The 14,241-nt window shown below is 70.6% G+C and carries 14 protein-coding genes; 9 read left to right on the top strand and 5 right to left on the bottom strand.

Going from position 1 to position 14,241, the window contains the following annotated elements; genetic code table 11:
• Positions 1 to 33: 33 nt before the first annotated feature.
• The 4 genes from ACFQRD_RS13635 (at position 34) to secA (ending at position 6,614) form a co-directional block, all read left to right on the top strand.
• Positions 34 to 816, top strand: coding sequence for a ComF family protein (locus ACFQRD_RS13635; protein WP_377017348.1), 783 nt, complete (start codon positions 34 to 36; stop codon positions 814 to 816).
• A 241-nt stretch (positions 817 to 1,057) separates the two neighbouring features.
• Positions 1,058 to 1,816, top strand: a complete 759-nt coding sequence (gene hpf / locus ACFQRD_RS13630) for a ribosome hibernation-promoting factor, HPF/YfiA family (protein ID WP_377017350.1) — start codon at positions 1,058 to 1,060, stop codon at positions 1,814 to 1,816.
• Between the two features lie 115 nt (positions 1,817 to 1,931).
• Positions 1,932 to 3,455, top strand: coding sequence for a winged helix-turn-helix domain-containing protein (locus ACFQRD_RS13625; RefSeq protein WP_377017352.1), 1,524 nt, complete (start codon positions 1,932 to 1,934; stop codon positions 3,453 to 3,455).
• Positions 3,456 to 3,554: 99 nt separating this feature from the next.
• Positions 3,555 to 6,614, top strand: a complete 3,060-nt coding sequence (secA, locus tag ACFQRD_RS13620) for a preprotein translocase subunit SecA (protein WP_377017355.1) — start codon at positions 3,555 to 3,557, stop codon at positions 6,612 to 6,614.
• Positions 6,615 to 6,685: 71 nt separating this feature from the next.
• Here the strand turns inward: secA and ACFQRD_RS13615 are convergent, their stop codons facing one another.
• Both ACFQRD_RS13615 and ACFQRD_RS13610 read right to left on the bottom strand, forming a co-directional pair.
• A complete protein-coding gene (locus tag ACFQRD_RS13615; protein WP_377017357.1) occupies positions 6,686 to 7,087 on the bottom strand; it encodes an Rv3235 family protein in 402 nt (133 codons plus the stop codon).
• Complete coding sequence (locus tag ACFQRD_RS13610; protein WP_377017359.1) at positions 7,084 to 7,914, bottom strand: LysM peptidoglycan-binding domain-containing protein; 831 nt, start codon at positions 7,912 to 7,914, stop codon at positions 7,084 to 7,086. Before ACFQRD_RS13610 ends, ACFQRD_RS13615 begins: the two co-directional genes overlap by 4 nt.
• A 281-nt stretch (positions 7,915 to 8,195) precedes the next feature.
• Here ACFQRD_RS13610 and ACFQRD_RS13605 point away from each other — a divergent pair, with 281 nt between their 5' ends.
• Positions 8,196 to 8,741, top strand: a complete 546-nt coding sequence (locus ACFQRD_RS13605) for a hypothetical protein (RefSeq protein WP_377017361.1) — start codon at positions 8,196 to 8,198, stop codon at positions 8,739 to 8,741.
• Between the two features lie 82 nt (positions 8,742 to 8,823).
• On the opposite strand, the gene ACFQRD_RS13600 is transcribed toward ACFQRD_RS13605, so the two are convergent.
• Positions 8,824 to 9,063, bottom strand: coding sequence for a helix-turn-helix domain-containing protein (locus ACFQRD_RS13600; protein ID WP_377017363.1), 240 nt, complete (start codon positions 9,061 to 9,063; stop codon positions 8,824 to 8,826).
• Positions 9,064 to 9,282: 219 nt separating this feature from the next.
• Between ACFQRD_RS13600 and ACFQRD_RS13595 the strand changes: the two genes are divergently transcribed.
• The 3 genes from ACFQRD_RS13595 to ACFQRD_RS13585 are packed head-to-tail and all read left to right on the top strand — an operon-like array spanning position 9,283 to position 11,621.
• On the top strand, positions 9,283 to 9,924 hold the full coding sequence (locus tag ACFQRD_RS13595) for an SAF domain-containing protein (protein ID WP_377017365.1): 642 nt from the start codon (positions 9,283 to 9,285) through the stop codon (positions 9,922 to 9,924).
• Positions 9,921 to 11,147: a CpaE family protein gene (locus tag ACFQRD_RS13590; protein ID WP_377017367.1), complete on the top strand. Its 1,227-nt coding sequence runs from the start codon at positions 9,921 to 9,923 to the stop codon at positions 11,145 to 11,147. The genes ACFQRD_RS13595 and ACFQRD_RS13590 overlap by 4 nt, the downstream gene beginning before the upstream one ends.
• A 12-nt stretch (positions 11,148 to 11,159) precedes the next feature.
• Positions 11,160 to 11,621 carry a DUF6912 family protein gene (locus ACFQRD_RS13585; RefSeq protein ID WP_377017369.1) on the top strand — a complete coding sequence of 154 codons (462 nt, stop codon included), beginning with the start codon at positions 11,160 to 11,162 and terminating at the stop codon, positions 11,619 to 11,621.
• Positions 11,622 to 11,767: 146 nt separating this feature from the next.
• On the opposite strand, the gene ACFQRD_RS13580 is transcribed toward ACFQRD_RS13585, so the two are convergent.
• On the bottom strand, positions 11,768 to 12,280 hold the full coding sequence (locus ACFQRD_RS13580; protein WP_377017371.1) for a DUF2505 domain-containing protein: 513 nt from the start codon (positions 12,278 to 12,280) through the stop codon (positions 11,768 to 11,770).
• Between the two features lie 96 nt (positions 12,281 to 12,376).
• Here ACFQRD_RS13580 and ACFQRD_RS13575 point away from each other — a divergent pair, with 96 nt between their 5' ends.
• Complete coding sequence (locus tag ACFQRD_RS13575; protein ID WP_377017374.1) at positions 12,377 to 13,867, top strand: sensor histidine kinase; 1,491 nt, start codon at positions 12,377 to 12,379, stop codon at positions 13,865 to 13,867.
• Positions 13,868 to 13,951: 84 nt separating this feature from the next.
• Here the strand turns inward: ACFQRD_RS13575 and ACFQRD_RS13570 are convergent, their stop codons facing one another.
• Complete coding sequence (locus ACFQRD_RS13570; RefSeq protein WP_377017376.1) at positions 13,952 to 14,200, bottom strand: WhiB family transcriptional regulator; 249 nt, start codon at positions 14,198 to 14,200, stop codon at positions 13,952 to 13,954.
• Positions 14,201 to 14,241 lie beyond the last annotated feature (41 nt).

Raw genomic sequence — 14,241 nt, 5'->3', positions numbered from 1 at the left:
GTGCGCCGGGTCGGCGTGCGATGGGATCGGGAGATGGACGATGCGAGAGGCGGTCTGCTGCCGAGGATCCGTGAGGTCGCGGCCCAGACCTGCGCACTGGTCGCGCCGCGGCAGTGCCCGTGCGGCACGGACGGGGCCTGGCTGTGCCCGGGCTGCGCCGCGGCGCTGGAGTCCCCTCCGGTCCGCGTCGAGTCCTGCTGCGATGCTCTCCAGCAGCTCTCCGCGGCGCGCGTCCGCGAGGAGGGGGCGCACCGTCCCGCCGGCGTGGACCACACCAGCCTGCTGCCCGTGCTCGCCCTCGGGGAGTATGCGGGCGACCTGCAGCGCATGGTGCTCGCCTGGAAGAACGGCGGGATGCTCCATCTCGGCCGCCGGATCGCGCCGGCCCTCGCCCCGGCGGTCACCACCCTGGCGGCCGAGGCGCGGGTGAGGCGCCCCCTGCTGGTGCCGGTGCCCTCGCGCCGCAGCGCCCGGCTGCGCCGGGGCGAGGATCACACCGGCGAGCTGGCCCGGGACCTGGCGCGGCTGGGCGCGGGCCGGGCCCGGCTGCTGCGAGCAGTTCCCACCACCGGCCAGGAGGGGCAGGGAGCCCGGCAGCGCCGCACCCGTCGGATCCGGCTGTCCCCGGCGGCGGCCCGGCGCGCCGGGGAGGACCGCGCCCCGGTGGTGATCGTCGACGACATCGTCACCACCGGCGCGACCCTGCGCGGGATGCACGAGGCGCTGACCGAGGCGGGGGCGAGGGTGCTCGGCGCCGTGGTCATCGCCTCGGCGCGCGTTCCGGCACCGGCCGTGCCGCCGGGCGCAGCACCGTGAAGCGATGGCCGCACCCTCCTGCGGGAACACGGCGGATCCGCACGGACCCCATGCAGCGCACGCCGGGATTTTTTTTGGTCCCAGGGGCGCAAGGCCAGGAAACGTCGAGCAAAACGTGGCATGCTGGTGCGTCTCGTCACAGGATGACGAGTCCCTCTCTCTCAGGAGGTGCGCACCCCAGCCGACGAGCCACTGCGGCCGGGCTCAGAGCGGCCGCACCCGGATTGGAGGAGAACATCTCATGGAGATCAATGTCGTCGGACGTCACATGGACGTCCCGGATCGTTTCCGTCGCCATCTCACCGACAAGCTCGACAAGGTCACCCAGTTCGCCCCCACGGCGCTGCGAGTGGATGTGGAGATCTCACAGGAGAAGAACCCCAGGCAGAGCGAGCTCAGCGACCGTGTCGAGCTCACCGTCCATGACAACGGCGCCGTGATCCGCTCGGAAGCGCGGGCGGACGACCTCTTCGGCGCCCTCGACATCGCCTACGGGAAGCTGCTCGAACGCCTCCGCCGTGCCAGGGACCGGCGCAAGGACCGTCACCGCGGTCGCGACCGCGCCCATCACGGAACCGGTGCCAGCGTGCGCACCATGCCCGCGGACCAGGAACTGCCCGTCCCGCTCCAGGAGACGCCGGTGGAACCCGCCACCGAGCCGCGGGCCGCCGCCGGCGCAAGCGTCTCCGGGGCCGACGGGACCCGGAGAGAGACCGATGATCCCGAGCGTCCCGAGAACCCGGACCAGTCGGAGGCTGCGAACCCTGCGGACGTCTCCGAGCTGGATGTGGCCGAGTCCGGCAGCCCCGTGGTGATCCGCGAGAAGAAGCACCCCGCCACACCCATGGCCGTCGATGATGCCCTGTACCAGATGGAGCTCGTCGGCCATGACTTCTTCCTCTTCGTCGATGCCGACTCCGGCAACCCCAAGGTGGTCTACCGCCGCAAGGGCTGGAACTACGGTGTGATCGAGCTCGATTCGGAGCTGCAGTCGTCCTGAGACCCCGAGACGCCTCCGGGCGGGAGGAGCGAGATACGCGCCCTCCCGCCCGGTGCTGTGGGACCCCTCGTCCCGAACCCTCCGTCCCCGCACCGCCCGACAGGGAGACCCACTGGTGACCTCCACGATCAGCTGGACGCAGGCACGGCGCATCGCCCTCCGCGCCCAAGGGATGGGGCCCGCGCGCCGTACGGCCGTCCCGTCGGCGGCCGCCAGTCGCCGCGCGCTGGAACGCACCCTGGCCCGCACCCATCTGCTCCAGATCGACTCCGTCAGCATCTTCGCCCGCGCCCACCACCTGCCGGTCTTCACGCGCACCGGCAGCTGGGACCCCGCGGTGCTGGATCGGCTGGCCCGCCCCGGCCCGGCCCGACTGGTGCGCGAGGCCCTCGCCCACGAGGCGGCCTATACGACCCACGAGGTTCATCGCCTGCTGGCCTTCCGCCGTCGCGCCGCGGCCCGCCAGGACTGGGGCGCAGTGCGCGCGGCCGCGGCGTCCTCGCCGCAGCTGCTGGCGAACATCCTCGCGACCCTCCGTGAGCTCGGCCCCGCGAGCGCCGCGGCCGTGTCCCGGCATCTGGGCGACACCGAGCGCGGCGACGGGTGGGGGTGGCGGCGCACCTCCAGCCAGTGGGCCGTGGAGTACCTGTTCCGCTCCGGAGCGCTGGACGCCGTCGGCCGCAATTCCCAGTTCGAACGGCTCTACGTGCTCGACGAGGACGCGGCCCCGTCCGCGCTCGACCCTGCGACGGCCGGCGAGCAGGATGAGTCCGGCAGCTCGGGGGAGGAGCCGACGGCCGAGGCCCCGGAGGTCTCTGGCACGCCGGGTGCACAGAACGAGGCCGACGCGGTCCGGGCGCTGGTGGCCCTGGCGGCCCGTTCGCTCGGCATCGCCGACGTCGGGGCGCTCGCCGACTATTTCCGGCTGCGGATGCGCGAGGCGCGGCCCGCCGTCGAGGATCTGCTGGCCACCGGGGAGCTCACCGAGGTCGAGGTCGTCCACCCTGCCGGTCGCCTTCCCATGCTGCTGCACCGGGAGGCGCCGCGGCCGACCCCGTTGCGCACCGCTGCCCTGGTCAGCCCCTTCGACCCGATCGTCTTCCACCGGCCGCGGCTGTCCCAGCTGTTCGACGTGGAGTACCGCATCGGCATCTATACCCCCGCACACCGCCGCACCACGGGGTACTACTCGCTGCTCTTCCTGCAGGGGGACGTCATCCCGGCTCGGGTGGATCTCAAGGCGGACCGCGCCCGCGGCGTGCTCGAGGTCCGCGGCACCTTCCGCGAACCGCTGCCCCACCTGCCCTCGCGACAGCGTCCCGGGGATGACTCCGTGGCCCGGGCGCTGGCGGGGGAACTGCAGCGCGCGGCCCACTGGCAGGGACTCGAGCGGATCGATGTGCTCACCGGGCCCGGGACCGGCGAGCTCGCACGTGCCCTGGCCGAGCACGTGGAGGCGGCGACCTGGGCCCCGCCGGCGTTCACAGCAGACTCAGCGGACGCAGCAGACCCAGCGGACGCAGCAGACGCGGAGGATCTGACACCGTCTGCCATAGACACCGCAGATCCTCCCACCGGCACCGCAGATCGTGTCCCGGCGGTGTCCGCCCGGGTCGCCGCGGACGGCGCCGCGCAGTGACGGTGCCCGCATCCCGTCATCTCCACTTGCCCTGACGCTTACGATGGGTCAGGCACCAACCGTCCGCGAGGACGTATACAGACATTCACGGGAGCACGAGTGGTCAACCTCTTCGACAAGATCCTGCGCGCCGGCGAAGGCCGGGAACTGCGCCGGCTCGAAGTCATCGCGCGGAAGGTGGGTCAGGCTGGGGACGTCTTCAGCGAACTCAGCGACGACGAGCTGCGGGAGGAGACCGACCGCTTCACGGAGCGGCTGGAGGACGGCGAGACCCTTGACGACATTCTGGTCGAGGCCTTCGCAGCGGTCCGCGAGGCGGCCGACCGCACCCTGGGCCAGCGCCCCTTCGACGTGCAGATCATGGGCGGTGCCGCCCTGCACCGCGGCAGCATCGCCGAGATGAAGACCGGTGAGGGCAAGACCCTGGTCGCCACCCTGCCCGCGTATCTCAACGCGCTGGCCGGCAAGGGCGTCCACATCGTCACGGTCAACGACTACCTCGCCGGCTACCAGAGCGATCTGATGGGCCGCGTGTTCCGCAGCCTGGGCCTGACCACGGGGGTCATCAAGTCCGGCATGACTCCGGCCGAGCGCCGTGAGCAGTACGCCGCCGACATCACCTACGGCACGAACAACGAGTTCGGCTTCGACTACCTGCGCGACAACATGGCGCTCTCGCCGGACGACCGGGTCCAGCGCGGGCACAGCTTCGCGATCGTCGACGAGGTCGACTCCATCCTCATCGACGAGTCCCGGACCCCGCTGATCATCTCCGGCCCGGCCAGCGGTGACGCCAACAAGTGGTACAGCGAGTTCGCCAAGGTCGTGAAGCTGCTGCGCCGTGACCGCGACTACGAGGTCGACGAGAAGAAGCGCACCGTCGGCGTGCTCGAGTCCGGGATCGACAAGGTCGAGGATCACCTGGGCATCGAGAACCTCTACGAGTCCCTGAACACGCCTCTGATCGGGTTCCTCAACAACGCGATCAAGGCCAAGGAGCTGTTCAAGAAGGACAAGGACTACGTCATCCTCAACGGCGAGGTGCTCATCGTCGACGAGCACACCGGCCGCATCCTTGCCGGCCGTCGCTACAACGAGGGCATGCACCAGGCCATCGAGGCCAAGGAGGGGGTGAAGATCAAGGCGGAGAACCAGACTCTGGCCACGATCACCCTCCAGAACTACTTCAAGCTCTACGACAAGCTCGCGGGCATGACCGGTACGGCCGAGACCGAGGCCGCCGAGTTCATGAACACCTACTCCCTCGGTGTGGTGCCCATCCCCACGCACAAGCCGATGCAGCGCGAGGACCAGCCCGACCGCATCTACCGCACCGAGAAGGCGAAGTTCGACGCCGTGGTCGAGGACATCGTCGAGCGCCACGACCGGGGACAGCCGGTGCTGGTGGGCACCACCAGCGTCGAGAAGTCGGAGTACCTCTCCAAGCTGCTGACCGCGCAGGGCGTCGACCACGAGGTGCTCAACGCGAAGAACCACGCCAGTGAGGCCGCCATCATCGCGATGGCCGGCGCCAAGGGCGCCGTCACCGTGGCCACCAACATGGCCGGTCGCGGCACCGACATCATGCTCGGTGGCAACGTCGAGTTCATGGCGCACGCCGCGCTGGAGAAGCGCGGTCTGGACGCCGAGGAGGACCCTGAGGCCTACGAGGCCGCCTGGGACGAGGAGCTGGAGAAGGCCAAGGAGGCCGTGGCCGAGCAGCACGATGAGGTCGTCGAGCTCGGCGGCCTGTACGTGCTGGGCACCGAGCGCCACGAGTCCCGCCGCATCGACAACCAGCTGCGCGGCCGTTCCGGCCGCCAGGGCGACCCGGGCGAGTCCCGCTTCTACCTGTCCCTGCAGGACGACCTGATGCGCCTGTTCAACTCGGGCGCGGCGGAGTCCCTGCTGGCCCGCGGCGGGGTCGACGAATCGATCCCACTGACGGGCCGCATGGTCTCCGGCGCCATCCAGCGTGCCCAGAACTCCATCGAGTCGCGCAACGCCGAGATCCGCAAGAACGTCCTGAAGTACGACAACGTGCTGACCAAGCAGCGCAAGAAGCTGTACGAGGAGCGCGCCCGCATCCTCGAGGGCGAGGACCTCGACGAGCACGTTGAGCGGTTCATCGACGAGGTCATCGGCGGCACCATCGACGCTCACACCAAGGGCAAGAACCCCGAGGACTACGACCTCGAGGAGCTGTGGGGCGCGCTGCGCCCGGCCTACCCGGTCTCGATCACGGCGGAGGAGCTGATCGAAGAGGTCGGCGGCAAGGAGGACCTCACGGCCGCCGTGCTCAAGGAGGAGATCCTCGCCGACGCCCGCGTCGCGTACGAGAAGCGCGCCGAGGAGCTCGGCGAGGAGGGTCTGCACCAGCTGCAGCGGCGAGTGCTGCTGTCGGTCATGGACCGTCGCTGGCGCGAGCACCTCTACGAGATGGACTACCTCAAGGAGGGCATCGGCCTGCGAGCCATGGCCCAGCGCGACCCGCTCATCGAGTACGAGCGCGAGGGCCACCTGATGTTCAACGAGATGATCGCGGGCATCAAGGAGGATGTGGTCGGCTACATCTACAACCTCGAGGTGCAGGTCGAGAAGACCGAATCCGTGGTCCCGCAATCGGTGAGCAACCTGCTGCGCCCCTCCGGCGGCCAGAAGGCCGTGGTGGGAGCGGCGGCAGCGTCGAGCAGTACCGGCACGTCCGCGGCTGCCGATGGTGAGGCCGCCGACGAGGCGGCGGACGACGGGACGGCCGACGCGGGGGCGGGCATTGACAGCTCGGGCTCGGCGACAGGCGCCGACGCCGACACTGAGGCCGAGGCCGACGAGCCCCAGGCGGCGACTCCGGAGGAATCCGCTGAGGAGGCCGACGCGCCTTCGGACGTCCTCGCGGAGGAGAACCAGGTCGTGATCACCGCCAAGGGTCTGGATGACCGTCCCAGCTCGGGGCAGCTGCGGTACACCTCGGCGGAGGGCACCGGCGTCCAGGATGACTCGACGCTCTCTCGTGCCCAGCGTCGCCGACAGGCACGACGAGCCAAGAAGGCTCCCGCCGGCGAGCGCGCCGTCAGTGATACGCCGCAGGACAAGCCGGAAGGCGCTCCCACGGGAGCCGGGCAGAACCGGTCCCAGCGCCGCAGTCGCCGCCGGCGCTGATCAGGCTCGCCCGAAGGGCTGTTCGGCTCGTCGGGCGAGACCGCTGCCGTGTCGCGGTGACGTTCGGCTGTTCAGCCGATCTCCAGAACCGTGACGCGCCATCCTGAGTGCCGCAGCTCCCATCGCATCGCGAGGAATCGCGCGCGGTCCGGTTCGCGCAGGACGCAGCTCGCCTCGACGGTCTGCTCGTTGACCACGCAGGTGCGCACGCCGGTGACCAGGAGTCGCTGCGGCGGAGCGTAGCCCGTAGCTGCCCGCAGCCGGCGCGTCAGGGCCGCACGGCGGGACAGCAGCTTCGCGACCTCCGGGGTCACGATCCGGGCCAGTGCGTTCTCCGGGCGCATGTCGCGCACGATCTCCACGGCCCGGCGGGCCACGGGCTCCACCATCCGTTCGACCACGCGGGGATCGTCGGCGGGCAGGGTCTCGGAGGCGTCGCCCGCGCGGGCGGCGCGCTGGTCGGTGGTCGTCATGGCTGCTCCTGGATGGGAATGGTCGAGGGCACGGTGAGCTCCTGCCCGGGTTCGAGATGGTCGGGATCGGTTCCGACCTCGCCCCGGTTGGCCTCATACAGCAGTGGCCACGCGGCGGCGATGTCGGCGGGGTCGTCGGGCGCCGTGCCGAGCAGATCGTCCGTGATGCTCCAGAGGTTGTCTCCGGGGCGCACGATCACGGTCCCCTCGGTCCGGGGTGACGAACCGGTCGCGTCCGGTCCGCTGTCGGGTGCGTTGCCAGCACCGGGGCTCGCACCCGGCTCCTCCGTCGGCTCCGGGTCCGAAGCTCCGTCCGCGGGCCGGGAGTTCTGCCCCTCCGGATCCGTGTGGCCACTGGCGGCGGGACCGTCGCCCCACCCCAGCCCAGGCAGGGTCCCCTCGTCCTCCTCGCTCGAGGCGGGAGCCGCTGCCTCCGGGTCCGGATCGGATTCGGAGGGAGCGGAGGGCGTCAGCTCGGAGGACATCGCGAAGGACGGCGACGCCGCACCGGAGGACTGCGCATCGGGGCTGGCGGCCGTGGCAGGCACGAGCGCCAGCCCGGTGGCCGTCGTCGCCACGGCCGCACTGACGGCCACGCGGCGTGCCATCCGGGGTGCCAGCAGGCGCAGAGCGGCCAGCAGTGCAGCGCCGACCCGGGTGGCCGGCCCCGCGATGAGTACGGTCGAGGCGAGTGCCCACACCAGGGTCAGGTACAGGCAGAGCAACGCGCCTGATCCGGCGGCAGCCACGAGGACCCACGCGATCAGTCCTTCCTCGCCGTGGCCCGTCAGCGCCGCGGGCAGCAGGCTGGATGCTGTCGTCGCCATCGCAATCGTCCCTGCGGCCGCCAGTACGGTGCTCAGCAGCGACGACGCAGGCCGTGTGCTGCGCGGCGCGTCCGCGTCCTCGTCGACCCCCATGGAGTCCCCCCGTCGTGATGCGACACGTCCTCTGCAGTCCATGTCGTTTGATGCAGTTTGGTGTCATTCACGGTGCTATAGAGCAAACTAGCGTGCCGTGGCCCACAGCACAACGTCTGTTCAACGGTTGTGCAGAATCGTGATGGGGGAGGAACGGTGTCGGAGGCGGCCGCGTCTACAGTGGCGTCATGCGATTCGAGCGGATCTTCGACGATCTCGAGGGGCGCTTCGCGCACCACGAGCGGGAAGAGATGCGAGCGGTCTCCGAAGATCTGGCCCGTGCCGAGCGCGCACAGCTGACGCTCGCCGATCGGCTGCGCGGTGCCGGGGAGCACTCGATCACCCTGCATCTCGGCCAGAGCCTTCGGCTGTCCGGGGTGGTCGAGGACGTCGGTCAGGAGTGGCTCTCGCTGCGGGAGGAGGGCAGCGGACAGCGAGCCGTCGTCCCTCTGGGAGCCATCGCGCTGGTGCAGGGGTTATCCACGCGCGCCCGGCCGCCGGAGGAGTCTCTGCGCTCGCCGCTGGGACTGGGGTCGGTGCTGCGCGCGATCGCGCGGGACCGGAGCACCGTGAGACTGGAGACTGCGGCGGGGAGCATCACGGCGCGGATCGCCGCCGTGGGTGCGGACACCGTCGATGTGAATTCCCTGCCCACCGGAGAATCCGGCACCGTGCCCGGATCGACCCGGATCACCGTGGCTACCTCGGCCCTGCTCGCTGTCATCCCGCGGTGAGCGCGGAACCGGGCACCGGAGCCTGGAAGCAGCTGGGGCGGGGGCAGATGGGTCTGGGCGCGGGTCGATCGAGAGCAGCGAGTCAGAGGCGTTCGTCCGACGTCCGCCGCTCCTGTTCACGCTCCTGCTCGAGGGCGTGGGCGGTCGCGGCGTAGCTGCGCTCGATGTAGGACTCGATCTCCGAGACCTCCACCCTCCACTGTCCGCGCCCTCCGACCTTGATGGCCCTCAGCTCGCCGGACCGGACCAGGGAATATGCCTGTGAGGCAGAGATCGAGAGCATCTCGGCGACATCGGACAACGGTACGAAACGAGGTGCCATCGTCCCTCCTTCCGATCGGATCCACCTTGGCAGACCTGCATATTCTCGCACCCTCGGCGCCTGTGGCGATCAGGCGGTGTGGACAACGTCGCCGCAGGTGCCTCGCGGAGGGAGTTGTCCACATTCCACGGCGAACACGGCCGGGGGAGCGCCGAGGGGTTGTAGCCTCGCCGGCAGAGCCGGGCCATACGGGTCGCGGCCAGGGGGCAGGAGGATGCCGTGGGGGCCACCGCACCGATGATGAGGCTGCGCCGGCCGCGCTGGAAGGACCCGCGCCTGATCGTCGGGATCGTCCTCGTGCTGGCCAGCGTACTGATGGGCGCCCTACTGGTCTCCCGTCTGGCCGAGACCACACCGGTCCTCGTCGCGCGCTCTGCCATCGTCCCCGGGGACGAGATCACACCGGATGACCTCACGACCGTCGACATGCGGCTCGGCGACCACACTGATCATTACGTCGGCAGCCTCGAGGCGATCCCTGACGGTGCGGTGGCGACCCGCACGATCGAGGGCGGCGAACTCCTTCCCACGTCCGCCGTGGGACAGGCAGGTGATGTCCCGCTGCGCCCGGTCGTGATCCCCGTGGACGAGACCGTTGCCGAATCCGTGAGACCGGGCGCCACGGTCGAGCTGTGGCACACCGGTCCGGGAGACGAGAGCGGCGGCACCGGGACGGCGGAGCTGCTGGTCTCCGACGCTGTGGTCCGGAGCATCGACGAGGGAAGCTCCTTGGGAATGAGGTCGATGGCTGTGGAGGTGCTGGTGCCCCGCGACAGCCTGGCCGGGGTTCTCGAGGTTCTCTCGCAGGAGGAGCGGCTCGACGTGATCGGCGTGCCCGGCGCCTACGGAGTCGACCCGTGATCGACGTCGTGCTCTGCGCCTCCGGCCGGGACGAGGTGCGCATAGTCCACGACCTGGCCCATGACCGGAGCCGGACGGCCCGCGTGGTGCGCCGCTGCGCCGACCTCGCCGAAACGCTGGCCGTGGTCGCCGCGGGGATCGGTGATGTCGTGCTGATCGATGTCTCCGTGCGCGGGCTCGGGCGTGACTCGATCGCTGCGATGCTCCGGGACGCCGCCGTCGTGGGTCTGCGTTCGCAGGACACCGCGGAACGCACCAGTCTGGGTCTGCGGCACATCCTGCCCTCCGACACCCCGAGTGAGGAGATCCTTGCGGCGCTGAGCGCAGCGGTCGCCTCGGATGAGGAGGACGCGACCGCCTGGGTGCAGGAGGCGGCCACGGAGACTGCGCAGCGCGTCGGCCGGCTGGTCGCCGTCTGGGGGCCGACGGGCTCCAGCGGCCGTTCGACGATCGCGGTCAACCTCGCCGCGGAGGCGGCGCTCGCCGGTCAGGAGACACTCCTGGTCGATGCCGATACCTATGGGCCATCGCAGAGCCAGATGCTGGGCGTCCTGGACGAGACTCCCGGCCTCGTCGCCGCCTGCCGCGCCCACGATCGGGACACCCTCGACGAGGAGACCCTGGAGTCTCTCCTGCCGCTGGCACAACCGCGCCTGCGGCTGCTCAGCGGAATCGGGGTCCCAGCTCGCTGGGCCGAGCTGCGGCGCACCTCGATGGACGGCGTCTGGCACGCTCTCGCCCGTCGGGGAGGGCTTGTGGTCGCTGACGTGGCAGCTGTGCTCGAAGAGGACGAGGAGCTCAGCTACGACACCGCGGCGCCGCAGCGCAATGCGGCCGCGATCAGCGCGCTGGAGAGTGCCGACGCGGTGGTCGCGGTCGTGACGGCGGACCCCGTGAGCATCACCCGCTTCCTGCGCGACCACGCGCGACTCGAGGAGCTCGGAGTGGACGAGCTGCACGTGATCGTCAATCGCGTGGGAGCGCCGATCCCGGGAGACAAGGTCCGCGACCTGATCACGTCGCGGGTGTCGGTGACCACGCTGAGCCTGCTGCCGGACGATCCGGTCTCGTGCCGCACCGCGACCTGGGACGGAGCCCTGCTGGCCGAGGCCGCCCCGCGGTCCGCCCTGCGCAAAGGGCTGCAGGAGATCGCGGCGTCCCCGACCGTGCTCGGGCAGAGTGCCCCGGCGCTCGCCGGGGAATCCATCCCGTCGCCCGGGTGAGAAGATGACCGTATGAGGATCTATCTGCCGCTGACCACCGGGGACCGCCGCGCACTGGAGAGCGCTGGCTCGGACCTCGAGCTGGCACCCGGGCGCGCCGCGTGGGCCGTGACGACCCCGGCCCGAGCGGATCGTCCCGACGAGGACGAGGAGGACCTGGAGTACGAGGCGCTGCAGGACGCCGTGCACGTCGCCTTCAGCGCGAGTGCAGCGTCAGACCGGGCACTCGTGATCGCGGCCGACGTGCCCGACAGGATCACCCGGCCCGCCGACGAGGAGGGCGGCGCGTTCGGAATCGTCCTGAGCGGGTCCACGCGCGCGAGGATCGCGAGCCTCCACGTCACCGAGCTGGATGCCGCCTCGGCCGAAGCCGACGACACCGACCCGGCCCTGCTGTGGTTCGACGCGTCGGAAGGGTCCGAGGCGCTGGCATTCCTCGACGGCGCGGCGGACGACGGCACGCTCGAGAGCTGAAACGACTGGAGCTGGCGACGACCGGAGCTGGCCACAACCGGCGCGTCCGACACGTCGGGGCCGGACTGCCGCGGCGCGGAGCGTCCCGTCGTCGGCCACTCGGCCGAGCGTCTCGTGGCCGTCACTCAGCCGGACGCGCCGCCGGCTCAGTCCGTCTGCGCGGCGCTCGCCTGGTACTTCGCGGCAGATTTCTCCTCCGCGCAGAGCACCTTGGTGACGTAGGGCGCGGCGGCCTTCTCCAATCGCGAACCCAGCAGCGGAATCTTCGCCGTCAGCTCCCCGTCGATGACGACGCCGCTGGCCTGCTCGCCCGCCGGGGTCAGGCGCAGTGACGCGGTCATTCCTGCGGGAGTGCCTGCGACTTCGAGCTTCGTGGTGCCACTGCGGCTGCCGTCGGCCTCCGGTGCGGACCAGGTCTGGACCTCGTGGATGGTGACCGACGACCCCACGAACGGGCGCACGACGTCCGGGACCCGGTCGGTCGGCATGGCGAGCTCGGTACGCACGGTGAAAGCGCCGGCCGGGTCGCCGTCGGCCGTGGCCTCGGCGCGGGTGGCGCCGAGCGTCTGCTTGCGGATCTCGGCATATGCCGGATCGGTGTACATGGCGGCAGCGGCACGGGCCGACAACGGCAGGTTCAGTGTCTCGCGAAGCTTCATCCTCGTCCTCCCCAGGGGTTTCGTCAGCCCTCAGCCTAGGCCAGCTCCGCACCCGGTACGACACGAGCTTTCAGCGCAGCGCACTACCCTGGGACCATGCCGAGCCTGTCCAAATTCCTCGCTGACAATCGCGATCTCTCCGAGAAGGAGGCCGACTGGTTGCAGCACCTGGTCGGAGACTGGAATCTGGTCTCCGATCTGCTCCGATCCGACCTCGTGCTGTGGATCAAGGGGGAGGACGGCCCGCTCGCCGTCGCCCACTGCCGCCCTGCGACCGGTTCCACCGTGTATTACGAGGATCCTGTGGGCAGTGGCCTCGAGGATGCCGGCGGCTCCGAGATCGCCGCACTGCTGGATGGCGCCGAGCCGTCCGGCGAGATGGTCCCGATCGAGCGCGAGGGCCGTGAGGCCACGGGCCTGCTGGTGCCCGTGCGCAAGAGCGGGCGGACCCTCGCGGTCCTGGCCGTCGAATCGCCCGTCGCGGACGGGGCACCGTCCTCGAGCGCGGTGAGGGAGCGCCAGCTCGGCATGCGGCTGCTGACGATGCTCGAGAACGGCGCGTTTCCCATCGATGGCGCCCCGATCCCGCCGCGCCGCGGAGCCCCACGCGTCGGGGACGGGGTCGTCGAGCTCGACGGCGCCGGTGTCGTCCAATGGACCTCCCCGAACGCGCTGTCGGCCTTCCACCGATTCGGGATCGAAGGGGACATGGAGGGCATCACCCTGGCCGAGCTCTCGACCGACGTGCTGCAGTCGCGAGCACCGGTGGATGAGTCGTTGCCGCTGGTGCTGATGGGTCGGGCCGCCTGGCGCTCGGACATGCAGGCACGTGGCGGGACCCTCTCGCTGCGCGCGGTGCCGCTGACCGAGCGTGGCCAGCGCACCGGAGCGATCGTCCTGGTGCGTGACGTGACGGAGCTGCGGCGCCGGGAGCGCGAGCTGATCACCAAGGATGCGACGATCCGCGAGGTCCATCATCGCGTCAAGAACAACCTGCAGACGGTGGCGGCGCTGCTACGGATGCAGTCGCGGCGGATGAAGACGGACGAGGCGCGCGACGCTCTCACGGAGGCCATGCGAAGGGTCTCGACGATCGCCCTGGTCCATGAGTCGCTGCTCCAGGGCTCCCAGGAAGCGGTCCACTTCGACGAGGTGATCGATCGTTGCCTGCGCCTGGCCGTCGACGCCGCCAGTGCCACCGTCCATCGCGCCGGGACCCCGCGGCTGACGGAGACCCAGGTGGAGGTGCGCACCGAGAAGATCGGCCGGGTCGGGTCGATCCGGGCGGAGGAGGCTACGCCGCTGGCCCTGGTGGTGACCGAACTGGCCACGAATGCCGTCGAGCACGGCTTGTCCGAATCCGGGGGGACCCTGACCGTCCGCAGCGAACGGACCGGTTCGCATCTCGTCATCGATATCGAGGACGACGGGACCGGCATGGCCGGGTCGAAACCGACCGGGCTGGGCACGAACATCGCCCACACGCTCGTGCAGGGTCAGCTCGGCGGGACGCTGACCTGGCAGGGACGGCCCGAGGGCGGGACCCGGGCCACGATCGACGTCTACTTGGACCCGCTGACCGTCTGAGATCCGCTGACCGTCTGAGGCTCAAGCCTGTTCTCCCGCGGCTCCGTCACCGGCGCAGCCGGGAGCGGGCCGCAGGAGCGCGAGTCAGCTGGCGCGGCGGGCGCGCGCGTTGCGGCGCTTGAGCGAGCGGCGCTCATCCTCGGAGAGGCCGCCCCAGACGCCGGAGTCCTGGCCGGTCTCGAGAGCGAACTTCAGGCACGCCGTCATGACGTCGCACCGCTGGCACACCGCCTTCGCCTCCTGGATCTGCGTGATCGCCGGCCCTGTGTTCCCGATCGGGAAGAACAGCTCGGGATCATGGTTGAGGCACTCGGCACGGTGGCGCCAGTCCATCGTCACTCTCTCTTTCCAGAACGCCACGCCTCGCCCCGTAG

It is taken from the genome of Brachybacterium sp. GCM10030268 (assembly GCF_042666305.1).
Lineage (GTDB): Bacteria > Actinomycetota > Actinomycetes > Actinomycetales > Dermabacteraceae > Brachybacterium.
This window is presented reverse-complemented; position numbering and strand designations above follow the sequence as displayed.